Source organism: Nonomuraea sp. NPDC051298 (assembly GCF_055586305.1).
This window is the reverse complement of sequence record NZ_JBVJIM010000014.1, coordinates 71,684-92,341: the sequence shown is the minus strand read 5'-3', so window position 1 is coordinate 92,341 and position 20,658 is coordinate 71,684. Positions and strand designations below refer to the sequence as shown.

Here is a 20,658-nt window from a genome sequence, read left to right as displayed (position 1 = left end):
CGGCCGCACGTCCCGTGGCCGGGGCGGCGCCGCCGCCCCGGCCCGGACCGTCAGTCCTCGACCCACCCGTGCTTGCGGGCGAGAACGAGGAGGTTGTCCGCGAGCCGTACGATCTGCCCGCCCGTCAGGTCGGGCAGGCCGCTGAGCAGCGTCTCGATCAGCTCCTGGCGGAACTCCTCCGGTGCGAGCACGTCGCACATCCCGTCGTCGTCGTCCGCGTGCGCGGACGCGTGAACGGGCGTGTGCACGGGCACCGGCGTCACCACGGCGGGGGAGCCGGCCCCCTGCGTCAGGCGTACGTCGTACGCCTTGAGGCCCCGATCGCTCTCCAGGACCTCGAACTCGACCCGGGTGCCGGCCGTGAAGGCGGCCTTGTCGTCGAGCAGATCGTTCGCGTGGACGAAGACATCCTGCCCGCCGTGATCAGGGACGATGAACCCGAAGCCGCGAATATCGTCGAATCGCAGCATTCTTCCAGATTGCGCCACAACAACCCCCAGCCAAACCAACTCACCAGAACCAACGCGTTTTGCGGCGGAACGGGCCGGTGTCGCGAGCATTGCGGCCACCCGGCCGATCCCGATGGTATCCCCATCCGCCCACCTCGTGTCACACCTCTGCGCCCGGCCGGAACGGCCGGAACGGGCGTGCGCCCGGCCGGAACGGGCGGGGCCGCCGGGCAGGACGTAGGGTCCATCTCAGCAACCGGGTCCGGCCGCGACCAGGCCGCACGGTGAGATGGGAGCCTGAATGTCCGTCACCCCAGCGCACCTTCGCACCCTCGCGAGCCGCGCCGAGGCGCTGACCGCCGAGGTCCGGGCCCTGTGCGAGAGCGTCCCCGCGGGATCGCCCGAGAGCGAGCCGCTCGCCGAGGCGCGGCAGGCGGCGCAGTGGCTGGCCAGGGGCGCGGAGGACCTGGAGCGGGCCGCCGCCGACCTGGCCAGGTCCCAGGTGCGGCCGTGCGGGATGCCGTGGAGCGTCTGTCCCGAGCACGGCAACACGCTCTCCTCCGCCGCGGGCGTCTCCACCTGCCGGGTGTGCGGCCGAACCTGGAACTACACCCGGATGGGCGGGCCGTGCCAGGAGCCGGTGACCTGGAAGGTGATCGACCGGGCGGGCACCGAGACGCGGATGTGCGACGGGCACGTGCTCGGCGCCCGCGCCGCCGCCCAGGGCGCCACCTTCGTCCGCCTCGACCCGGCCGCCCCGCACCCATGACCCCGGGGCGGGGCGGCACACCGCCGGTCACCGGGCCGGCGCGTACTCCCCGATCAGGGCGACGAACTGGGCGGGCGTCACCGTACGGATGCGCACCAGGCGGTCCTGCCACTTGCCGTACAACGTCACCATGTCGGCCACGCCCCCGGTCATGGGCATGACGAGACGCCCGCCCTCGGCGAGCTGGGCGACCAGCGGTCCCGGCACCTTCGGCGCGGCGGCCGAGACGATCACCGCGTCGAACGGCGCCCGTTCCGGCAGCCCGGCGGTGCCGTCGCCGACGACCACCTCCACGTTCCGCACGCCCGCCGCCGCCAGGTTGGCCCGCGCGTGCTCGGCCAGGTCGGCGAGCCGCTCCACGGAGTACACCCGGCGGGCCATGCGCGCCAGCAGCGCGGTCTGGTAGCCGTAGCCGGTGCCGACCTCCAGGACGCTCTCACCGCCCGCCAGCCGCAGCGCGTCGATCATCTGGGCGACCAGGGACGGCTGGGAGGTGGGCAGCCCGTGCCCGATCGGGATCGGCTGGTCGAACCGGGCGCGCGCCGCCGAGCGCGCGGGCACGAACAGGTCGCGCCCGATCGCCGCTATCGCGCCCAGCAGACGGGGGTCGCTCACCCCCATCCGCCGGGCGGCCTCCACCAGGTTCCCCGCCATCGGGTTCCCCCAGACGTGCCGTTCAGGCCGTTCAGGGGGTGAGCTCGACGCGGCGCCGGCCCCGGCCCTCCGTACGCGGGACGCGTACGGTCAGGACGCCGTCGCGCAGCGTGGCCTCAGCATTGTCCGTGTCCACGTCGGAGGGGAGCGAGGCGTAGTAGGAGAACTGCCCGCTGTGGCGGCGCAGGACGTCCCCCCGCTGCTCCTCCGAGATGTGACCGCTGATGCTGATGCGACGGTCGTCGAGGTCGATGCTGACGTCGTCCTTCTTGATGCCCGGCAGCTCGGCCCTGATCAGGTACGCGTCGCGCTCCTCGTCCATCTCCACCGCGGGCACCCAGTTCTTGCGCCCCTGCGCGGCCTGCTCGAACAGCGAACCCATCCGGTTCCACATGCGCTCGAACTCCTCGAACGGGTCCTGCCACCACGTCGCGTCGCCGCCCCGGCGGCGCTGCTGCGCCTCGTTCCTGCGCTTGCGTACTGGAAGATGCATGATCGACCTCCCTCTGTCCAGCGCGGTCCCTCTACCCCGAATCAACGGCTATCCACCAGCGGATTCCGGGGCGCCCCGCCCCTTGATCGACCCGCCTCCGGCGCCCACCATCGAGCCAGGAACCCCCCCACGAGGAAGGACCGTCATGATCCGCCGCGCACTCCTGGCCACGATCCTCGGCCTGGCCGCCGTCACCGCCGTGACCACCGGCCCCGCGCAGGCCCGCGCCTGCCAGCTCGGCTACACCTGCGTCACCACCTACTACAGCGACTCCGCGCACACCGCCGTGGTCGGCGGCAAGTTCGAGGACTGCGAGGGGAACGCGTCCACGTGGGGCGTGCGCAGCGGCTACTCGACCTTCGACGAGAGCCCCTGCTGATCCCCTGAGGCCGGGCGCGGGCGTGTTTGGGCAGGTCGTGACGGGCAGGGGGGCGGGGTGACCGTCACGCTCGCGCTGGCGGGCGACACGATGCTCGGCAGGGGTGTCGCCGACCTGCTGGCGCGGTCCGCCGACCTGGAGGCGTACGTCTCGGACGGCGTCCGCGCGTACCTCTCCGAGGCCGACGTCACGCTGCTGAACCTCGAATGCTGCCTGTCCGATCGCGGCAGCCCGTGGCCCGCGCCCGGCAAGCTCTTCCACTTCCGCGCCCCGCCGCGGGCCGCCGGACTGCTGGCCGGGCTGGGCGTGGACTGTGTCACGCTGGCCAACAACCACGCGCTCGACTACGGCCGCGACGCCCTGCTGGACACCCGCGCCCACCTCGCGCGGGCCGGGATCCGCGCGGCGGGCGCGGGCCCCGACCTGGAGCGGGCGCGCGAGCCGGTCGTCCTCGACGTACGCGGGCTGCGGCTGGCCGTCGTCTCCGTCACCGACCACCCGGCCGGCTACGCGGCCACGCGCGAACGGCCCGGCGTGGCCCACGCCGACCTGTCCTCGGGGGTGCCGCCGTGGCTGACGGACACGATCGCCCGGGCGCGTACGACGGCCGACGCCGTGGTGGTCAGCCCTCATTGGGGCCCGAACATGACGACAGAGCCGCCGCCGTACGTCCGGGCCGCGGCGACCGTCCTGGCCGACGCCGGGGCCACGCTCGTCGCCGGCCACTCCGCGCACGTGCCGCACGGGGTCGCGCCGCCCGTCCTGTTCGACCTGGGCGACTTCCTCGACGACTACGCCGTGGACCCGGAGCTGCGCAACGACCTGTCGCTGCTGTTCCTGGTGACCCTGGACGCGCTCGGCCCGGTACGGCTGCGGGCGGTGCCGCTCAAGCTCGACTACTGCCGTACGGTCCTGGCCCGCGGTGCGGACCGCGCCTGGATGGGCAGCCGCTTCATCGGCGCGTCCGCCCAGCTCGGCACCCCGGTCACCTGGCAGAACGGCGTGCTCACCGCGGACCTGCGGTGACCGGCCCGTCCTACGTCGCGCTCCCGGACGGCTCGGGGTCGCGGGGACGGACGAGCCCGTGCAGCACCGACGCCAGGCAGGCCGTCATGGCCTCGTCGCCGACCTCGGCGGGGTCGGCGCCGTGTTCGAGGGTCAGGCCGTGGCGCAGCGCCTGGACGGTGAGCGCCGCCTGCGGGACGGGGATCGTGAACTCGACGCCGAACTCCCTGGCCGTGTCGTCCAGCAGCATGGCCATCTGGTCGCGTATCGGGCGGCGGACCCCGGCGTACGCGGCCCGTACGTCGGCGTCGTCGGCCGCGTGCAGCGCCAGCTCGATCATCAGCCGGCCCCAGGGCAGCCGCTCGACGATCCGCCGGGCCAGGACCTGGGCGAACCCGTCGGCCGTCGCCGGATGGCCCGCGGCGTCGCGTCCCGCGAGTTCGGCGGAGACCAGGGCCAGGCGGGCGGCGTCGTGCTCGCGAACGAGGTCGGCGAGCAGGGCGTGCTTGCTGTCGAAGTTCGAGTAGACCGCGCCCTTGGTGAACCCGGCCTCGCGGGCGATCTGGGCGAGCGTGGCGGCCCGGTAGCCGCGTTCGGCGAACACCCGCGCCGCCGCGTCGAGCAGCCGGCGGCGCACGTCGTGCCGGGGCACCCGTGGTATCGGAGCGCCCGGCCCGGGCCCTCCCGGATGACTCATCGCCCTACCCCCGTGCCGTCCGGCCGGCGATACCGTCAGAACCCGGTACCACCAGAACTCGGTACTAAAGGTATCGCAGGCGCCGTCACGCGGCCGCCTCCGACTGGGTGTGCCCGTGGCGGGCCTTGGCGCGGGCGAGCGTCCGGATCGACCACCAGCCCCAGGCGAGGCTCACGGGGGCGCCGAGGGCGAAGTCGGCGATGCCCAGCAGCCAGATCTCGTTCGCCAGGTAGAGCGGGACCATGACGGTCAGGCGCGCGCAGCACACCAGCGCCGCCGCCGCCGTCACCACGACGTGCGCCCGGTAGGGGGCGCCGGTGACCCGCCCCACGGCCCGCCGCCAGGACGACGGCAGGAACGACAGCCCGGCCCGGTCGATGAACCGCGTGACGGGCCTGCCCAGCAGCACCGACCCGCCGAGCACGGCCGCCGTCGCGCCGACCCGGACCAGCTTCAGCGCGAAGAAGTTCCTGGCCTCCCCGGTCAGCAGGGCCACCGCCACGGCCAGCCCGACCATGCCCGTGGCCGTGAGGACGACGCGAACCCCGTCGCCGCGCAGCAGGCGCACCCCCACCAGGACGGCCGCGGCCCCCATCGCCGCCGCCCCTCCCGCGCCGAGCCCCGCCCAGGAGTATCCGGCCAGGAAGCCCAGGACCGGCACCGCCGTGTCGACCACGGGCGCGACCCACCGCCGCTCCCCGCCCTGACCCTCATCGGTATCCATGACATGCGACGATACCAACGGCATCCAATACCTCCGGTATCCTACGGATGTCGCGATCCTCCACCGCCGCGAGAAACCACCGCACCGGCCCTCTTTGAGCCTGGGGTTGACTTTCGGCAGTGGGAGCCCGCGACGGGCGTGGATAACGTGGCCCGGCATGAGGGGAAGGGCAAGGCGCGTCGGTGACGTCCTGGTGGTGGCGGGGCTGGGGTCGCCGGTGCTGTGGGCCGGGTTCGTGTCCGGCGGCGACCACCGGCTCGCCTGGTGGCAGGGACCGGCGCTCCTGGCTGGGATCGCCGCTGGGGTGGCGTCGGCGCGGGTGAAGGCGTGGGCGGCCATGCCGGTCGGGGTCGCGCTGTGGGTGGCGGCGGTGGTGGCCGGGAACCCGTTCGTGGCGTTCGCGGCGATGGCGGTGCTGGCGTATCTGGGCGGCGTACGGGACGGGCGGCGCGGGGCGTCCGCGACGGCGGCGGGGAGCGCAGGGGTGGGCGTGGCCGTGCCGGTGCTGACCGGCGACGCGGGCACGTGGTTCGTGGCGGCGGCGGGCGTCCTGCTGGGCGCGGTCGTGCCGTGGCTGGCCGGCCGCGCCCGGCGCCAGTACGCGGCGATGGCCCGCGAGGGCTGGCAGCGGGCCGAGGAACTGGAACGGGCCCAGCGGGTGATCGCCGAACAGGCGCGGGCGCGCGAACGCACCCGGATCGCTGGAGACATGCACGACCTGCTCGGCCACGAGCTGAGCCTGGTCGCGCTGCGCATCGGCGGGCTGGAGGTGGCGCCCGGCCTCCCGGAGCCCTACCGGGAGGCCACCGGCGAGGCGCGCCGGGCCGTGACCGCCGCCTCGCAGCGCCTCCAGGACATCGTGAGCCTGCTGCACCAGGACGCCGAGCCCACCACCGAGGACGTGCCGGACCTGGTGGCCAGGGCCGAGGCGGCGGGTCTGCCGGTGGAGCTGCGTACGGAAGGGGACGGGCCGCCCCCGGAGGCCATGGCGGAGCGCGCCCTGCGGCGGGTCGTCCAGGAGGGCCTGACGAACGCGGCCAGACACGCCCCCGGCGCCCCCGTGAGCATCGTGGTCGAGCACCGTGCGGACGAGAGCGCGGTCACGGTGACCACGCACACCCCGCCCCGGCCCGGAGAACGCGGAGATGATGGTGGGGCTGGGCCGGTGAGTCCCGGCGGTGGGAACGGGCTGGCCGGGTTGGGGGAGCGGGTGCGCTTGTGCGGGGGGAGGCTGTGGGCCGGGGCGACGGCCGACGGGTTCGAGGTGCGCGCCAGGGTGCCCCGTGAGCCGTGCCGCCCCCTCGGTGACGAGCCGGACCGGCCTCCGGTGTCGGTGTCGGTGTCGGGGTCGGTGTCTGCGTCTGCGTCTGCGTCTGCGTCGGTGTCGGTGTCGGCGTCGCGGCTGGGCAGGGCGCGTCGCCGGGCGCACCGCAGCCGGTTCGCCGCCCTCACCACCGCCGTGGCGGCGACGGCCACGGTCACGGCGCTGGTGCTGGGCTTCATGGTCTACGACTCGGTCACCTCGGCGCTGTCCCCCGCCGTCTTCCACGGCCTGCGGTTAGGGGAGGCGCAGGCGGTGGTGGACGCCGCCCTGCCCGCCCGTACCCGCCTGGACGCCGCGCCGCCCGGCGAGCCGCCGAGGCCTTACGGAGCCCGCTGCCGCTTCTACGGCGCCCACGCCGATCCGTTCGACGGCGTCCGTGGCGAGCTGTTCCGGCTGTGCTTCCGTGACGGCCGCCTGGTCGCCAAGGATTTCCTGCCCAGCGCCCCGGACGCGTGATGTGCGACCCCGCGAAGGAGGTGTGAACGTGCTGCGAGTGGTCCTGGCCGACGACGAGGCGGCCGTCCGCGCCGGGGTGCGGCTGATCCTCTCGGCCGACCCGGACATCGAGGTGGTCGCCGAGGCCGCCGACGGCCGCGCCCTGATCGAGTCCGTCCGCGCGCACCGCCCCCACGTCGCGCTCGTCGACATCCGCATGCCCCGCCTCGACGGCCTGACCGCGACGGCCGAACTGCGTTCTGTCGCCCCGGCCACCGCCGTGCTGATCATGACGACGTTCGGGTCGGACGCCTACATCGCCCGCGCGCTGGGCGACGGCGCGGCCGGGTTCCTGCTCAAGACTGGTGACCCGCGTGAGTTCGCGCTGGGCGTACGGGCCGTGGCCGAGGGCGGGGCCTACCTCTCGCCCGCCGTGGCCGCCCGGGTGATCAGGGAGTTGACCGGCGGCCACCTGGCCAGGACGGTGGCGGCCCGCGACCGCGTCGCCGCGCTGACGCAGCGCGAACGGGACGTCCTGGCCCTGATCGGCCTGGGCCTGTCCAACGCCGAGATCGCCCGCCGCCTGCACCTGGCCGAAGGCAGCGTGAAGACCTGCACCAGCACGATCCTGGGCCGCCTCGGGGTGGCCAACCGTGTCCAGGCCGCCGTGATCGCCCACGACGCCGGGCTGGTGCCGCGCGAGTGACCCCGCCGCAGACTGACCCCGCCGCACCGGGGGATCACCGCCGATCGGCCGGGCCCGAGGCGAAGCCGGGCGCCTCCAGCAGCGGTCGCGACCAGGTTAGGCCGCGCAGCCGCAGCACCAGCGTCGTCACCGGCCCACGCAGCGCCAGCACCAGCATCGGGGCCAGCAGCCCGCCCAGCAGCAGCCCGCCGATCACGTCGTGCGGGTAGTGGACCCCGACGAACACCCGCGAGCCCCCTCCCAGCAAGGCCAGCCCCACCGCGTACGGCGCCAGCGCCCGCCAGGCCAGCACCAGCCCGGCCGCCGCCGCGGCCACCAGCGTGGCGTGGTTGCTGGGCCACGACCAGTCGCCGTAGGCGGGGCACGGCACGATCGTGGTCACCCCGCCCAGTCCCCGGCACGGCCGGTCCTCCCGCACCACCGCCTTGGCCAGCTCGCTGACCACGTAGCAGGCGACCACGGCGACCGGCGCGAGCAGCGCCGCGGCCATCCCCTCGGCCCGCGCCCGGCGGGCCCGCCACCACGCCGCCGCCATCAGCGCGGCGAACACCACCAGCACCCCGTCCGTCCCCGCCTCCGCCAGCGACCGCACCCACCCGGGCGCGGCGGCGGCGATCTCCACGACGTCCCGATACAGCCCGTCGTCCACCGCACTCTCCTCGTCTCTCCTGATCAACGGCCCTGCAAAGGTAGAAATCAGGAGGTGCGGCACACGGTCCCCGATCGTCGCCGGCCACCCTTGACTTTCGTCAATGGGCGGAGGCCGTGGTACGGGGAGCCCGAGCAGTCCGCCCGTCAGGTCCAGGTCGCGCCCGCGGGCTCCTTGACGGTGGCGTTGATGCGGTTGAAGAAGTTCGTGATGGAGATCGTCAGGATGATGGCCGAGAGCTGCTTCTCGTCGAAGTGGCCGGCGACCTCGTCCCAGAGGGCGTCCGGTACGGCGTCACCCGGCCGGTCGGCCACGCGGGTGACGGCCTCGGTCAGCTCCAGCGCGGCCCGTTCGACGTCGCTGTAGAACGGCGCCTCCCGCCAGGCCGCCACGTTGCCCACCCGCTCGTCCGACTCGCCCGACTTCTTGAGGTTGAGCACGTGCGCGTGCACACAGGCGCTGCACCCGTTGATCTGGCTGGCGCGCAGGGCGATGATCTCCAGCAGCTCCTGGGGGACGCCGCCCTGGTAGATGGACTTGTAGATGGTCTGGATGCCCTTCACCGTGTCGGGGAGGACGAAAGCGGGGTTCTTCATCCGTGCTTCCATGCCGATGGTCCCTTCCTTCCTGCTGTCTCGCTGACCTGGTTCTCAGCATGCGAGGCGGGATTGATACATTCGCGATGCGTCCGCTATGGGCGTTCTGTGGGGCCTGGAGGAGACGGGGTTGGACGTACGGTTCGCGGTCCTGGGGCCGGTTCGGGTCACGGCCGGAGACCGCGAGCTGACCGGTCTGGCGCCCCGGCACCGGGCGGTGCTGGCGTACCTGCTGCTGCATTCCGGCGCCGTGCTCAGCGCCGATCAGCTCATCGACGCGTTGTGGGGGCCGACGCCGCCCGACACCGCGCGCGCCCAGATCCAGGCCGCCGTCACCGCGATCCGCCGGGTGCTGCGCGAGGTGGGGGCGGAGCGGCTGCTCGCGACCCGGGCGGGTGGGTACGTGATCGACCCGCCCTGGCTCGACCTGCGCGAGTTCACCGGCCGGATGGCCGCGGTCCAGGACAGCGCGCACGGGGACGTCGCGGCCGTCAATGGGGACCTTCACGAAAGCCCGCAAGGAGACGGTCAGGCGAGCGCGAGCGTCGCCGACCCCGGCACCGCCGCGCGGCGGATACGCGAGGCGCTCGCCCTGTGGCAGGGCCGCCCGCTCGCGGACGTGCACGCCGACTACATGGAAAGCGCCCGCACCCGGCTCGAACAGCGGCGGCTGTCCGCCGTCGAACGCCTGGCCGACGCCGAGCTGTCACTGGGCCGCCACGCCGAGCTGATCGACGAGCTGTCCGCGCACGTGGCCGCCCACCCTCTGCGGGAGCGGCTGGCGGGCCGCCTCATGCTCGCCCTGCACCGCGCCGGACAGCAGGCCGAGGCACTGTCGGTGGCCAGGTCGCTGCGCGAGGCGCTGGTGGAGCAGCAGGGGCTCGACCCCGGGCGCGAGTTCGCCGCGCTGGAGCAGGCCATCCTGCGCGACGACCCCGCCCTCCAGGCGCCCCGGCCACAGCCCCAGGCCCAGGCCGAGGCGCGGCAACCGGCCCGCCGGGCGAACTTCCTGCCGTACGACATCCCCGACTTCGCCGGTCGCGCGGCCGAACTGGAACGCATCGCCGCGCACCGGCCCGACGTGCCGATCCTGGCGATCGACGGGATGGCCGGCATCGGCAAGACGGCCCTGGTGATCCACGCCGCCCACCGGCTGGCCGACCGCTACCCCGACGGGCAGCTCTTCGTCGACCTCCAGGCGCACACCGCCGGGCACGAGCCGGTCGAGCCGGGCACCGCCCTGGAGACGTTGCTGCGCCAGCTCGGGGTGCCGGCCGAGCGCGTCCCCGCCTCCGACGCGGCGCGGGCGGCGCTGTGGCGGGCCGAGCTGGCCGGTCGCCGCGCGGTGGTCGTGCTGGACAACGCGTCCGGCACCGCCCACGTACGGCCCTTGCTGCCCGGCGCCCCCGGCAGCCTCGTCCTGATCACCAGCCGCCACCGCCTGATCGACCTCGACGGGGCCCACGCGGTCTCCATCGACGTGCTCCCGGCCAGGGACGGCGTCGGGCTGTTCGCCTCGATCGTGGGGGAGCGGGCCGAGGCCGAGCCGGACGCCGTCCTCGACGTGCTGCAACTGTGCGGGTTCCTGCCGCTGGCCGTACGCATCGCCGCCGCGCGGCTGCGGCACCGCCCGCGCTGGAGCGTCGCCTACCTGGCCGGCCGGCTGCGTGACGAGCGCCGGCGGCTGGCCGAGCTGTCCACGCCCGACCGGGGGGTGGGGGCCGCGTTCTCGCTCTCGTACGCGCATCTGGACGCCGACCGGCGGCGTATGTTCCGGCTGCTGGGCCTGCACCCGGGCCGCGACCTCGACACCCACGCCGCCGCCGCGCTGGCCGGGATCCCCGCCGACGAGGCGGAGACGCTGCTGGAGGACCTGCTGGACGCCCACGTCCTGATGCAGCACGTGCCCGGCCGCTATACCTTCCACGACCTGCTGCGCGAGCACGCGCGCGGCACGGCGGCGGCAGAGGAGAGCGCCGAGTCGCGGCGCGAGGCGCTCACCCGGCTCTTCGACCACTACCGGCACACCGCCGTCGCCGCGACCGGCCTGCTCTATCCCTTCGGCAGACTCCGCAGGCCCGACCTTCCCGGCACGGCGCCGGAGCCCCCGCCGTTCGAGGACGCCGCGGGGGCCGTCGCGTGGCTGGACGCCGAGCGGGCCAACCTTGTCGCCGCGGGCGGGCACGCGGCCGGTGACGGCTGGCCGGCGCACGCCGGTCACCTCGCCACCACCCTGCACCCCTACCTCGACGACCACGCCCACCACGCCGACGCGGTCACCCTGCACACCAAGGCGCTGGCCGCCGCCCGCGGCCGGGGCGACCGGGCCGCCGAGGCGCTGGCGCTGCTCGACCTGGCGTGGACGTACTGGCGGCAGGGACGCTACGACGAGGCGTACGAGACCTGCCGCCCAGCGCTCGACCTGTGCCGCGAGGCCGGTGACCCGCTCGGCCAGTCGCGGGCGCACAACACGCTCGGCAACGTGTGCCTGCGCCAGCACGCGTACGAACGGGCCGACCACCATCTCGGCCAGGCGCTCGCCCTCAGCCGCGAGATCGGCAACCGGGTGGGGGAGGCGTACGCGCTGAGCAACCTCGGCATCAGCCACGAGCGGCAGGACCGCCACACCGAGGCGCTCGACCACCAGCTCCGCGCCCTCGACCTGCACCGTTCGCTGGGCAGCCGCAACGGCGAGGCGCGCGTGCTCGACCTCCTCGGCCGGGTCCACCAGCGGCTGGGCCGCTACGAGCAGGCCCGCGAGCACCACCGGCAGGCCCTCGACCTCTGCCGTGAGCTGGGGAACCGCGGCGACGAGCCCGCGCCGCTGAACGGGCTGGGCGAGGCCGCCCGCGCCCTCGGCGACCACGGCCGGGCCGCCGCCTGCCACGAGGAGGCCCTCGCCGTCGCGCGCGAGCTGGGCGACCGGCCGGAGGAGGCCCGCGCCCACGAAGGGCTGGCGCGCGTCCACCGCGACCGCGGTGACAGTGGCGACCGTGAGCAGGCCCGCGAGCACGCAGAACGCGCCCTCGACCTCTTCACCGGGCTCGGCGTGCCCGACGCGGACGGCATCGAGGAGTTCCTGGCCAAGCTCGCCTGAGCCGGGTCTCCCGCTGCGACGGGTGGGCGCGCGTGCCCGCCCGCCGCGAACTTCGCCGTCGTATTCCCTTCGCCGGCCGGCTTTTTGCGGTAGACAGTGGTGTGCCTTTCCCGGCCGGAGCCGGTGACGCCCCCTCGGCGTGATCACCGGCGCTCCGGCCGACGGGCCGCCGCCGTACGGGAGCGTCAATGACGACGCCGTTCTCGCCATGGGGCCGCCGCTGACGGGCCTTGCCCCGGCACGACCGCAAGCGGTTTTTCCCGGCATGACAGGGCATCGGGCGGCCAGGAACGCGGGCCACGACAATTCCCTCCGTGACGGCGACGCCGGCCCGCGCGTCCGACTCGTCGGGGTGCCCGGCGGATCATACTACGACTCCCGGCGGCCAATGGCTGAAGTGCCGTCACCTGCTTTGAATTGGAATTCAAAAGAGCGGATTCATCGGCCTCGGCGGCCGGACGATCATCAAGCCCGCCCCAATAAGGGAAGCCGGAAGGCCGGACGCGGGCGGCGAAGGCGCCACGCGCACCCGCCGGGAGGCGCCTACGACCGCCGAGCGGACTGACTCGCAGGTTAGGCGCGTCCGCCCGGCCTCGGACGATACGGCTCCCCACGCCCGGCCCGCCGCCGGGGAGAAGGTCTGATGGGCCGATGAATGCCAACCCCCGACAACTGCCAGAACTGCGCCGGATAGCCTTATGCCGTCCTAGTCCTGGACCGGCTCGTGAAGCTCCTTTGTACGGGCACGGGGCCGGGAGGAGGTGCATCATCTGCTGAATCGGGCTACAGTACCTGCAACCTGACGTAAATGGAGCACCCTTATGGCGAAGCGCATTGTTGAGTCCTTTCTCGATGACCTCGACGGCAGTGATGCCGACGGCACGACAAGGTTCGCTCTCGATGGCACGAACTACGAGATCGACCTCTCGGGGCCGAACAGGGAGAAGCTGGAGAAGGCTCTCGCCCCGTTTATCACCAAGGCGCGCGCGGTCCGGGCCGAGCGCACCGTGCGTGGCCGTCGTGGCCTCTCGTCCAGGACGGTGAGCCGTGAGCGGGCCACTGAGATCCGGAGGTGGGCCAAGGCCCAGGGCCTGCCGGTCAGCGAGCGCGGCCGCATCGCCGCCACCGTCGTGGAGCAGTACGAGGCCGCTCACTGATCGAGCGGACCCCGGAAGGGGCTCGCCTGTCGTCACCGCGGTCGCGGGGTACACCCGTCACCCCGCACCGCCAAGCTGAACCACGCACACCCGTCGCCAGGACTGAGTCGTCAGGGCGAAGATCACACCATCGAGTGACGCGCCGCCGTGAGCGCGGCCACCACACAGAGCGGCATGCGTTTCCCGCTCTCCGCGCCGATCGCCGCCCGGACCCTGCGGAACGTCCAGCCACTGGACCTCGCACTCGCGGTCGCACTGGCCTGCCGCTGACCTCCGGGACCCTGACGAAACCGCTATTTCGACAATCCGCTCCTCGACGTCGGCCTCATGGCCGGTGCGCTGCGCCTGGTACGCGAGACCGCTCCGGACGTCGTGCTCATGGACCTCCGGGTGCCGGGGATGAACGGCATCGAGGCCGTACGCCGGATCTCCGCCGCGGGCGCCACCCGGGCCATCATGATCACCACGTTCGACCTGGACGCCTACGTGTACGACGCGCTGGCCGCGGGCGCGTCGGGATTCCTCCTGAAGGACGTCACGGCCGCCGAGCTGACCACCGCCGTGCGGGTGGTGGCCCGGGGTGACGCCCTGCTCGCGCCCGGCGACACCCCCACAGGCTGATCGCCCGGTTCGCCCGACCGGGGTCGCCCGCGCCGAGCGCGTACGAGCGGTTGACCGCGCGGGAGCTCGAAGTTCTGCGCCTGCTGGCGCGCGGCCTGTCCAACACCGAGATCGCCGCCGCCCTCGTGGTCACCGAGCACACGGTCAAGAACCACGTCACCCGCGTGCTGGCCAAGCTCGGCCTGCGCGACCGGGCTCAGGCCATCGTGCACGCCTACGAGACGGGCCTGGTCGCTCCGGCGGCCGGGCCCGCCGGGTCCGTTCTCATGGGCGATCCGCGAGGCGCAGATAGTGCTCGATCGCGGCGCTGACCCGGTCGAGGTCGCCGGTGGCGAGCAGGTCGAGGAGCGCGCCGCGAAGCACGGCCAGGGCGAGCGTGCGTTCCGCAGCCGCCGCCGTCGTGGCGGGGCCCTCGGGCTGGGCCGTGGCCAGCAGCGCGAGCCAGTCCTCGACCGTCTGCCGGGCGAACCGCGCCCACGGGCCGTCCGGCTCGACCATCGAGCGCGCGTACGCCTCGACCCAGAGCTTCAGCAGCGGCCGGGTGGGCTCTCCTGAGAGCCAGTGCCAGATGGTGCGTACGGTCGTGGCCAGGTCGGCCCGTTCCCCGAGGTCCTGGGCCTGGGCCCGGGTGCGGGCGAGGAAGTCCAGCTCGTCGCTGCGCGCTCGGGCCAGCAAGGCCCTGATCAGCTCCTCCTTCGAGCCGAAGAGGAACAGCAGCACGCGCGGGCTGGAGCCGATGGCGGTCGCCAGCGGCCGCAGGGACAGCCCCACCAGCCCCTGCTCCAGAACGTAGCGGTAGGCGCGTTCGAGGAGTTCGTGCTTGCGGGCGGACGAGGGTCGCGCGGTCTGGCTCATGAGGCTACTCTGGCACTGAAACGACTGTTTCAGTGCCCGGGGCACCGAGACCCGCGCCACAGGGAGGGCCTATGAGCGAGAGTCCGATCAAGTCAGCGACGGAGACGGAGACGGCGGTGATCCGCCGCCTGGGACGGCCGGGCGACCTCGGCTGGGTGGTGATGGCCCACGGCGAGATCTACGTCGCCGAGTTCGGCTGGGACTCCTCCTTCGAGGCGCTCGTCGCCCGCATCGTCGCCGACTATGCGACCGGTCACGACCCGGCCCGCGAGGCCGCCTGGATCGCCGAGCTGGACGGCCGCCGCGTCGGCTGCGTGTTCTGCGTCGACGCAGGTCAGGCGACGGCCCAGTTGCGGATTCTGCTGGTCGACCCGGCGGCGCGGGGGCACCGGGTCGGCGCGCGGCTGGTGGACGAGTGCCTCGCCTTCGCCCGCCGGTCCGGCTACGAACGCATGAGGCTGTGGACCAACCACCCGCTCTTCGCCGCCCGCAAGATCTATCTCGCGCGGGGGTTCCGCCAGGTCGAGGAGGAACGGCACCACAGCTTCGGCGTGGACCTCGTCGGCCAGGTCCTCGAGCTGGACCTGCGCGCGGCGGTGACCGCGACCGGCGACGCGTTCGGCGACCAGGTCGGCGACCAGGTCGGCGACCAGGTCGGCGACCCGCTCGCGGAAGGCGCCCGGTGACCTCGGCCATCGGCCTCGACCGGTTCGCCGAGATCCTGGCGTCGCCCGGCCACGCGCCCGAGCAGAGCTGGCGGCCGTGCCTGGTGCGGCTGGCGGCCGGTGAGCACCCCCGGTTCAGCGCGCTGTGCCGCGACCACGGCATCGCGCTCCTCGACACCATCGGCCGCCAGCTCGACGAGCTTGCCGGGCTGGGCTCACCGGACGGCGAACGGTCACGGCCTGGCGAGGCGGACCTGGCGGCGTACGGATGCTGGGCCTACCTGCCCTGGACCGCGCAGGTCGCGCACCTGCTGCCCCCCGACGAGTACCTCCAGGTCGTGACCGACCGCAACCGCGACAAGATCACCCGCGCCGAGCAGCGGCTCCTGCGCACCAAGCGCGTCGGCGTGCTCGGGCTGTCGGTGGGCGCGGAGGCGGCGGTCGTGATCGCCCAGGAACACCTGTGCGGGCACCTCGTGCTGGCCGACTTCGACCGGCTGGAGCTGTCCAACCTCAACCGGATCGGGGCCGGGCACGCCGACATCGGCCTGCCCAAGACGCGTATCGCCGCCCGCCGCATCGCCGCGATCGATCCGTACCTGGAGGTCAGCCTGGTCGAGGACGAGATCACCAGGGACAACGCCGAGCACTTCCTGCACGGCCTCGACCTCCTGGTGGAGGAGTGCGACAGCGCCGCGGCCAAGTACGACACCCGCACGGCCGCCCGCGAACTCGGCCTGAACGTGGTCTACGCGGCCGACGAGCGCGGGTTCCTCAGCGTGGAGCCCTACGCCACCCACCCCGGCCTGCCCCCGTTCCACGGGCTGGTCGGCCCCGACCTCGCGGCCTCGGCCGACCGCCTCACCGCCCTGGTCGAGTGGCTGGGCGGCTCGTCGGCCCTGTCCGAACGCTCCAGGCGCTCGGTCGGCCTCATTGGCGGCGAGCTGTCCGGATATCCCCAGCTCGCCGGTGAAGCCCGCTACGCCGCCGGGCAGGTCGCCCACGTCGCCCGCCGCCTCCTCCTGGGCGAACACCTCCCGCCCTTCCACGGCCACCTGGACCTGACCGGGCTCATCACCTGACTGGGCTCGTCACCTGGCCTCCGGCCGGTTCTGGGGGTGAGACGCGGGCGGCCGCCCGTGCGCCGTCGCCCGGACCGGCCCGGCGGCGGCGCGGGCGGGCAGGCGCAGGACGAACCGGGCCCCGCGGGGGCTGTCCTGCAGGGTCAGGCTGCCGCCGTGGGCCTGGGCGATCTGCCGGGCGATCGGCAGGCCGAGCCCGGTGCCGCCCGGGTCCCTGACGCGGGACGCCTCCAGGCGGGTGAACCGCTGGAAGACGACCTCCCGCTGCTCGGGGGCGATGCCTTCGCCGTCGTCGCGTACCTCCAGCACCGCGACGCCGGGCTCCAGCGTCAGGGTGACGGTGACGGTCGAGACGGCGTGCCGTTCGGCGTTGTCCAGCAGGTTGTTCAGCAGCCGGGTCAGCGCGGTCCGCGAGCCGTCGGCCAGCACGCCGGGCGTGAGGCGGTGGCGCAGCTCTGTCGTGGCGGTGCGGCGTTCCAGCTCGCCGGCCACCAGTTCGGTCAGGTCGATCGTCTCGTGGCGGTCGGTGACGCCGGCGTCCAGCCGGGCCACCTGGAGCAGGTCGCCGATCAGGGCCTGCATGCGTCCCACGCTGTCGAGCAGCGCGTCGGCGGTACGGGGCCAGTCAGTCTCCCTCGGGTCCATCAGCGCGTCCTCCAGGCGGGTGCGCATGGCGGTCAGCGGGCTGCGCAGGTCGTGGGAGGCGTCGGAGGCGAACCGGAGCTGCTTGTCCACGGCCGATTGGGCGCGTTCCAGCGTCCGGTTCGCGGTCTCGGCCAGGTTCCGCAGCTCGTCGCGGTATTTCGGCACGGGCACCCGGTGTGACAGGTCGCTGGAGGCGGTGATCTGGGAGAGGTTGCCGCTGATGGCGTCCACCGGCTGCAGCGTCTTGCCCACCAGGCGGTAGCCGCCCGCCGCGGTCGCGGCGACCAGCAGCGCGCAGCCGCCGACGAGCGGGAAGATCAGTGCCGGGCCGACGTACCAGGGGACGGCGGGGACGGCCAGGTCGAGCTGCCACACGCCGTTCTGACGGTGGAAGGGGTAGGCGACCACGATCATGCACCCGTGGGGGAAGACCCGCTCGTCACAGGAGACAGTGGTGTAGTAGGCGTCGGGATCGGGGCGCACGTTCGTCATCGGTGGTCTGTCCGCCATGTCGGGGGTGGCGGCGACCATGGTGCCGTTCTGGTCGAACACCTGGATCGCCCGCCCCGGGGCGCTCTCGCTCAGATCGGGGACGTGCCGGCGCGTCTGAGCGCCCAAGGTTGTCGCCTCGACGAAGAGCCGGTCGGAGCGGGCGTTGGTGGTCGCCTGCCGGACCATGACCACGATGAACACGGCCATGGCGGCGCACAGCAGCGCCACGACGGCGCTCGCCAGCACGGCCAGGCGGGTCCTGATCGAGCAGCGTTGCCACCAGCTCACTCTGATCACCCCCCGTCGTGATCAGAAGCACCGAGGTACTCCCACCTCGATCCTTGCCGGTTCCGGGAAGAGCAACTACCAAAAAGTGGCAAACGTCAGTTTTGCTGAATGAAAGTCCCATGACATGGCATGCCGCCGGGCTCGGGCCGGGTGGCCGCCATCAGCTCGGCCCGCAGCCCGGCGTCGGTGATGGCGACGATCGCGGTGTCGGCCGTGGACGCCCGCAGCCGCGCGTCGTGGTCGGGGAAGATCGCGTCTTCCTTGGACCGGTAGTGGCGGAAGAACGTGCTGCGGCTCATCCCCGCGCGGGCCGCGATGGGATCGAGATCAAGGACAGGACCTGACCGGAACTTGGCAGGACCTCTGTCAGGGCGCAGAGGTCACCGAACCGGGCCCGTTCATCACAACCTGCTGTGAAGTCCCGCGAGACGGACAGATACAAACCCACCATATGGTACGAGTGGGGTACGTGCCGTGCACGGTACTCGTTCCCCCACCTGGGCGTGCGGGCGCCGGCGCGGGCACGAAGTCTCTGTCCGGAAAGCTTTGTCGTAGAGCAGTCAGGAAATCAGGTAAATGCGGATCTTGGTCCTCGGCGGTGATGGGTATCTCGGGTGGCCCACCGCACTGCATCTCTCTCAGTGCGGTCACGACGTCGCCGTCGCCGACAACTTCGTCCGACGGCAGTACGACTTCGAACTCGGCATGGACAGCCTCGTGCCGATCGAGTCGCTGCAAACCAGAGTCTCGACGTGGCAGGACCTGACCGGCAAGACCATCAAGGTCTACGTGGGCGACCTGACGGAAGCCGACTTCACCTACGAGATGATCCGCGACTTCGGTCCGGAGGCGGTGGTGCACTTCGCCGAGCAGCGGGCCGCGCCCTACTCCATGATCGACCGCAAGCACGCGGTGTACACGCAGGTCAACAACGTGGTGGGCACGCTGAACCTGCTGTACGCGATCGCCGAGATCGACCCGGAGATCCACCTGGTCAAGCTCGGCACCATGGGCGAGTACGGCACGCCCAACATCGACATCGAGGAGGGGTGGCTGGAGGTCGAGCACAAGGGCCGTACGGACCGCATGCTCTACCCCAAGCGGCCCGGCTCCTTCTACCACCTGTCGAAGGTGCACGACAGCCACAACATGGAGTTCGCCTGCCGGATCTGGGGCCTGCGCGCGACAGACCTCAACCAGGGCGTCGTGTACGGCCAGCAGACCGCCGAGACCATGCTCGACGACCGGCTGGCCACCAGGTTCGACTACGACGCGGTGTTCGGCACGGTGCTCAACCGCTTCGTCGTCCAGGCGGTGCTCGGCCACCCCCTCACCGTCTACGGCACGGGCGGCCAGACCCGGGGCATCATCGACATCCGCGACACCGTCCGCTGCATCCAGCTCGCCTGCGAGAACCCGGCCGAGCGCGGCGAGTTCCGGGTGTTCAACCAGATGACCGAGTCCCTGTCGGTCGCCGACATCGCCGCGACGGTCGCCAAGAGCTACCCCGGCGAGGTGAGCGTCCACAACCTCGACAACCCGCGGGTCGAGAAGGAGGAGCACTACTACAAGGTGGTCCACAGCGGCCTGGTCGAGCTGGGTCTCGAGCCGCACCTGCTCTCCGACACGCTGATCACCTCGCTGTTCGACGTGGCCAAGCGCTACTCTGACCGGGTCGATCTGAACGCCATGCAGCCTCGGGTGAACTGGCGGGGAGCCCTGGACGGAGTGACACGGTGAGCGCTGCGGAGGGTGCCGCGGAGGGCGCGTTCGCCCGTGCCACGGGCCGCAGCGCGGAGCGCGAGGACGGCGGCCCCGACAAGCCCCGCTACCGCCGCTACCAGCACGACCTGATCGCCCCGCACTGCGGGCGCAGCGTGCTGGAGGTGGGGGCCGGGCTGGGGGAGTTCGCGAGCCAGTTCACCGGCCTCGACCGGCTCGTGGTCACCGACGTCGACCCCGACGCCGTCGAGGTGATGAGGGCCCGCTTCGCGGGGCGCGGCGAGGTCGAGGCGGCGCAGTTCGACCTGGCCCACGGCTCCAGCCTGGAGCGCCCGGTCGAGACCGCGATCGCGATCAACGTGCTGGAGCACTTCGAGGACGACGCGGCCGTGCTCACCCTGCTCGCCCGCTCCGTCGTCCCCGGCGGCACCATCGTCCTGTGGGTACCCGCCTACCAGAGCCTGTACGGCGAGTTCGACCGCAAGGTCGGGCACTTCCGCCGCTACACGCCCGCCACGCTCACCGACGCCGCCCGGCGCGCCGGGCTGGGCGTCGAGCTGGCCCGCCCCGTCAACCTGCTGGGCGGGCTCGCCTGGTGGGCCGCGGTGCGCATGGGCAAGGCGGGCTCTCCCAAGGCCGGGGCGGTGGGCCTCTACGACCGGGTCGTCGTCCCGGTCACCCGGGTGCTCGACCGGGTGCTCCCGGTGCCCTTCGGCCAGTCGGTCCTGGGCGTCGTCCGGGTGCCCGGCCGTTCGGGGCGTTCGGCGTCGTGATCCGTCTCCGCAGTCTCCTGAAGAGCGCGATGGGGCGTATTTTCGGGCGGTACGCGATCGGCTCGGTGGTGGCGGCCGTGGTGAGCGAGCTGACCCTGCTGACGACCTACGGGCTGGAGCTGCTCAGCCCGCAGGCCGCGTCGGTCGCCGCCTGGGCGCTCGGCGCCGTCGTGAACTACGTGCTCAACCGGTGGTGGGCCTGGCAACTGCGCGGGCGGCCCAAGGCGCTGCGGGAGCTGCTGCCGTACTGGCTGGCCGCGGTGGCCGGGCTGCTCGTCTCCTCCTGGGCGACCGGGGTCGCCGACCGGATGGGGCAGCAGATCTTCACGACGGACGGCCCCCGCGTGGTGTTCGTGGGGGCCGTCTTCCTCGGGGTCTACG

The 20,658-nt window shown here is 73.1% G+C and carries 21 protein-coding genes and 2 pseudogenes; 13 read left to right on the top strand and 10 right to left on the bottom strand.

The annotated features are described in order from the left end of the window. Nucleotides 1-50: 50 nt before the first annotated feature. Nucleotides 51-470 (bottom strand): cold shock domain-containing protein, encoded by a 420-nt coding sequence (locus ACZ6S0_RS33490; RefSeq protein ID WP_465923310.1) that lies wholly within the window; start codon nt 468-470, stop codon nt 51-53. 280 nt (nt 471-750) lie between these two features. Between ACZ6S0_RS33490 and ACZ6S0_RS33485 the strand changes: the two genes are divergently transcribed. Next, entirely contained in the window at nt 751-1,218 is a 468-nt protein-coding gene (locus tag ACZ6S0_RS33485) for a hypothetical protein (RefSeq protein ID WP_465923309.1), read from the top strand. A gap of 27 nt (nt 1,219-1,245) precedes the next feature. Here ACZ6S0_RS33485 and ACZ6S0_RS33480 read toward each other — a convergent pair whose 3' ends face one another. Together ACZ6S0_RS33480 and ACZ6S0_RS33475 are read right to left on the bottom strand one after the other, a co-directional pair. Beyond that, nucleotides 1,246-1,872, bottom strand: coding sequence for a protein-L-isoaspartate(D-aspartate) O-methyltransferase (locus tag ACZ6S0_RS33480; protein WP_465923308.1), 627 nt, complete (start codon nt 1,870-1,872; stop codon nt 1,246-1,248). 31 nt (nt 1,873-1,903) lie between these two features. Next, a complete protein-coding gene (locus tag ACZ6S0_RS33475; RefSeq protein WP_465923307.1) occupies nt 1,904-2,365 on the bottom strand; it encodes an Hsp20/alpha crystallin family protein in 462 nt (153 codons plus the stop codon). Nucleotides 2,366-2,510: 145 nt separating this feature from the next. Here ACZ6S0_RS33475 and ACZ6S0_RS33470 point away from each other — a divergent pair, with 145 nt between their 5' ends. Together ACZ6S0_RS33470 and ACZ6S0_RS33465 are read left to right on the top strand one after the other, a co-directional pair. Then, on the top strand, nt 2,511-2,744 hold the full coding sequence (locus ACZ6S0_RS33470) for a DUF6289 family protein (RefSeq protein WP_465923306.1): 234 nt from the start codon (nt 2,511-2,513) through the stop codon (nt 2,742-2,744). A gap of 57 nt (nt 2,745-2,801) precedes the next feature. Further along, complete coding sequence (locus ACZ6S0_RS33465) at nt 2,802-3,770, top strand: CapA family protein (protein ID WP_465923305.1); 969 nt, start codon at nt 2,802-2,804, stop codon at nt 3,768-3,770. A gap of 10 nt (nt 3,771-3,780) precedes the next feature. Here ACZ6S0_RS33465 and ACZ6S0_RS33460 read toward each other — a convergent pair whose 3' ends face one another. Beyond that, entirely contained in the window at nt 3,781-4,401 is a 621-nt protein-coding gene (locus ACZ6S0_RS33460) for a TetR family transcriptional regulator (protein ID WP_465923304.1), read from the bottom strand. A 130-nt stretch (nt 4,402-4,531) separates the two neighbouring features. Further along, nucleotides 4,532-5,170, bottom strand: a complete 639-nt coding sequence (locus tag ACZ6S0_RS33455) for a DUF3159 domain-containing protein (protein WP_465923303.1) — start codon at nt 5,168-5,170, stop codon at nt 4,532-4,534. Nucleotides 5,171-5,327: 157 nt separating this feature from the next. Here ACZ6S0_RS33455 and ACZ6S0_RS33450 point away from each other — a divergent pair, with 157 nt between their 5' ends. Next, a complete protein-coding gene (locus ACZ6S0_RS33450; RefSeq protein ID WP_465923302.1) occupies nt 5,328-6,950 on the top strand; it encodes a sensor histidine kinase in 1,623 nt (540 codons plus the stop codon). Between the two features lie 28 nt (nt 6,951-6,978). Beyond that, nucleotides 6,979-7,635, top strand: coding sequence for a response regulator (locus tag ACZ6S0_RS33445; protein WP_465923508.1), 657 nt, complete (start codon nt 6,979-6,981; stop codon nt 7,633-7,635). A gap of 34 nt (nt 7,636-7,669) precedes the next feature. Here ACZ6S0_RS33445 and ACZ6S0_RS33440 read toward each other — a convergent pair whose 3' ends face one another. Both ACZ6S0_RS33440 and ACZ6S0_RS33435 read right to left on the bottom strand, forming a co-directional pair. Continuing rightward, the gene (locus ACZ6S0_RS33440; RefSeq protein ID WP_465923301.1) at nt 7,670-8,284 is read right to left on the bottom strand and encodes a phosphatase PAP2 family protein; all 615 of its coding nucleotides are present in this window, start codon (nt 8,282-8,284) and stop codon (nt 7,670-7,672) included. 146 nt (nt 8,285-8,430) lie between these two features. Then, the gene (locus ACZ6S0_RS33435) at nt 8,431-8,880 is read right to left on the bottom strand and encodes a carboxymuconolactone decarboxylase family protein (RefSeq protein WP_465923300.1); all 450 of its coding nucleotides are present in this window, start codon (nt 8,878-8,880) and stop codon (nt 8,431-8,433) included. 97 nt (nt 8,881-8,977) lie between these two features. Between ACZ6S0_RS33435 and ACZ6S0_RS33430 the strand changes: the two genes are divergently transcribed. The 3 genes and pseudogenes from ACZ6S0_RS33430 to ACZ6S0_RS33420 all read left to right on the top strand — a co-directional run bounded on the left by ACZ6S0_RS33430 (nt 8,978) and on the right by ACZ6S0_RS33420 (nt 14,066). Beyond that, nucleotides 8,978-11,977 carry an AfsR/SARP family transcriptional regulator gene (locus tag ACZ6S0_RS33430; protein WP_465923299.1) on the top strand — a complete coding sequence of 1,000 codons (3,000 nt, stop codon included), beginning with the start codon at nt 8,978-8,980 and terminating at the stop codon, nt 11,975-11,977. Nucleotides 11,978-12,798: 821 nt separating this feature from the next. Continuing rightward, the gene (locus ACZ6S0_RS33425) at nt 12,799-13,134 is read left to right on the top strand and encodes a histone-like nucleoid-structuring protein Lsr2 (protein ID WP_465923298.1); all 336 of its coding nucleotides are present in this window, start codon (nt 12,799-12,801) and stop codon (nt 13,132-13,134) included. 327 nt (nt 13,135-13,461) lie between these two features. Beyond that, nucleotides 13,462-14,066, top strand: a pseudogene (locus ACZ6S0_RS33420) (LuxR C-terminal-related transcriptional regulator). Here ACZ6S0_RS33420 and ACZ6S0_RS33415 read toward each other — a convergent pair. Then, the gene (locus ACZ6S0_RS33415; protein ID WP_465923297.1) at nt 14,020-14,610 is read right to left on the bottom strand and encodes a TetR/AcrR family transcriptional regulator; all 591 of its coding nucleotides are present in this window, start codon (nt 14,608-14,610) and stop codon (nt 14,020-14,022) included. The pseudogene ACZ6S0_RS33420 and the gene ACZ6S0_RS33415 overlap by 47 nt on opposite strands. 71 nt (nt 14,611-14,681) lie before the next feature. On the opposite strand from ACZ6S0_RS33415, the gene ACZ6S0_RS33410 reads away from it, so the two are divergent. Both ACZ6S0_RS33410 and ACZ6S0_RS33405 read left to right on the top strand, forming a co-directional pair. After that, nucleotides 14,682-15,296, top strand: coding sequence for a GNAT family N-acetyltransferase (locus ACZ6S0_RS33410; protein WP_465923296.1), 615 nt, complete (start codon nt 14,682-14,684; stop codon nt 15,294-15,296). Next, entirely contained in the window at nt 15,293-16,357 is a 1,065-nt protein-coding gene (locus ACZ6S0_RS33405) for a ThiF family adenylyltransferase (RefSeq protein ID WP_465923295.1), read from the top strand. The genes ACZ6S0_RS33410 and ACZ6S0_RS33405 overlap by 4 nt, the downstream gene beginning before the upstream one ends. A gap of 9 nt (nt 16,358-16,366) precedes the next feature. Here the strand turns inward: ACZ6S0_RS33405 and ACZ6S0_RS33400 are convergent, their stop codons facing one another. Together ACZ6S0_RS33400 and ACZ6S0_RS33395 are read right to left on the bottom strand one after the other, a co-directional pair. After that, nucleotides 16,367-17,782 carry a sensor histidine kinase gene (locus tag ACZ6S0_RS33400; RefSeq protein ID WP_465923294.1) on the bottom strand — a complete coding sequence of 472 codons (1,416 nt, stop codon included), beginning with the start codon at nt 17,780-17,782 and terminating at the stop codon, nt 16,367-16,369. 95 nt (nt 17,783-17,877) lie between these two features. Beyond that, complete coding sequence (locus tag ACZ6S0_RS33395; protein WP_465923507.1) at nt 17,878-18,099, bottom strand: hypothetical protein; 222 nt, start codon at nt 18,097-18,099, stop codon at nt 17,878-17,880. A gap of 259 nt (nt 18,100-18,358) precedes the next feature. Here ACZ6S0_RS33395 and ACZ6S0_RS33390 point away from each other — a divergent pair, with 259 nt between their 5' ends. From ACZ6S0_RS33390 to ACZ6S0_RS33380, 3 genes and pseudogenes are all read left to right on the top strand, one after another. Then, the gene (locus tag ACZ6S0_RS33390; RefSeq protein WP_465923293.1) at nt 18,359-19,522 is read left to right on the top strand and encodes an NAD-dependent epimerase/dehydratase family protein; all 1,164 of its coding nucleotides are present in this window, start codon (nt 18,359-18,361) and stop codon (nt 19,520-19,522) included. Beyond that, entirely contained in the window at nt 19,519-20,277 is a 759-nt protein-coding gene (locus ACZ6S0_RS33385; RefSeq protein ID WP_465923292.1) for a class I SAM-dependent methyltransferase, read from the top strand. Before ACZ6S0_RS33390 ends, ACZ6S0_RS33385 begins: the two co-directional genes overlap by 4 nt. A 29-nt stretch (nt 20,278-20,306) precedes the next feature. Continuing rightward, nucleotides 20,307-20,645 (top strand): annotated as a pseudogene (locus tag ACZ6S0_RS33380) (GtrA family protein); the annotation flags it as partial. Nucleotides 20,646-20,658: the final 13 nt, after the last annotated feature.

Bases quoted from the DNA above. Each gene is read 5' to 3' on its own strand.
- ACZ6S0_RS33485 (WP_465923309.1), top strand. From the start codon at position 751: ATGTCCGTCACCCCAGCGCACCTTCGCACCCTCGCGAGCCGCGCCGAG.
- ACZ6S0_RS33470 (WP_465923306.1), top strand. From the start codon at position 2,511: ATGATCCGCCGCGCACTCCTGGCCACGATCCTCGGCCTGGCCGCCGTC.
- ACZ6S0_RS33455 (WP_465923303.1), bottom strand. From the start codon at position 5,170: ATGGATACCGATGAGGGTCAGGGCGGGGAGCGGCGGTGGGTCGCGCCC.
- ACZ6S0_RS33435 (WP_465923300.1), bottom strand. From the start codon at position 8,880: ATGAAGAACCCCGCTTTCGTCCTCCCCGACACGGTGAAGGGCATCCAG.
- ACZ6S0_RS33490 (WP_465923310.1), bottom strand. From the start codon at position 470: ATGCTGCGATTCGACGATATTCGCGGCTTCGGGTTCATCGTCCCTGAT.
- ACZ6S0_RS33475 (WP_465923307.1), bottom strand. From the start codon at position 2,365: ATGCATCTTCCAGTACGCAAGCGCAGGAACGAGGCGCAGCAGCGCCGC.
- ACZ6S0_RS33390 (WP_465923293.1), top strand. From the start codon at position 18,359: ATGCGGATCTTGGTCCTCGGCGGTGATGGGTATCTCGGGTGGCCCACC.
- ACZ6S0_RS33410 (WP_465923296.1), top strand. From the start codon at position 14,682: ATGAGCGAGAGTCCGATCAAGTCAGCGACGGAGACGGAGACGGCGGTG.
- ACZ6S0_RS33415 (WP_465923297.1), bottom strand. From the start codon at position 14,610: ATGAGCCAGACCGCGCGACCCTCGTCCGCCCGCAAGCACGAACTCCTC.
- ACZ6S0_RS33430 (WP_465923299.1), top strand. From the start codon at position 8,978: ATGGGCGTTCTGTGGGGCCTGGAGGAGACGGGGTTGGACGTACGGTTC.
- ACZ6S0_RS33480 (WP_465923308.1), bottom strand. From the start codon at position 1,872: ATGGCGGGGAACCTGGTGGAGGCCGCCCGGCGGATGGGGGTGAGCGAC.
- ACZ6S0_RS33450 (WP_465923302.1), top strand. From the start codon at position 5,328: ATGAGGGGAAGGGCAAGGCGCGTCGGTGACGTCCTGGTGGTGGCGGGG.
- ACZ6S0_RS33425 (WP_465923298.1), top strand. From the start codon at position 12,799: ATGGCGAAGCGCATTGTTGAGTCCTTTCTCGATGACCTCGACGGCAGT.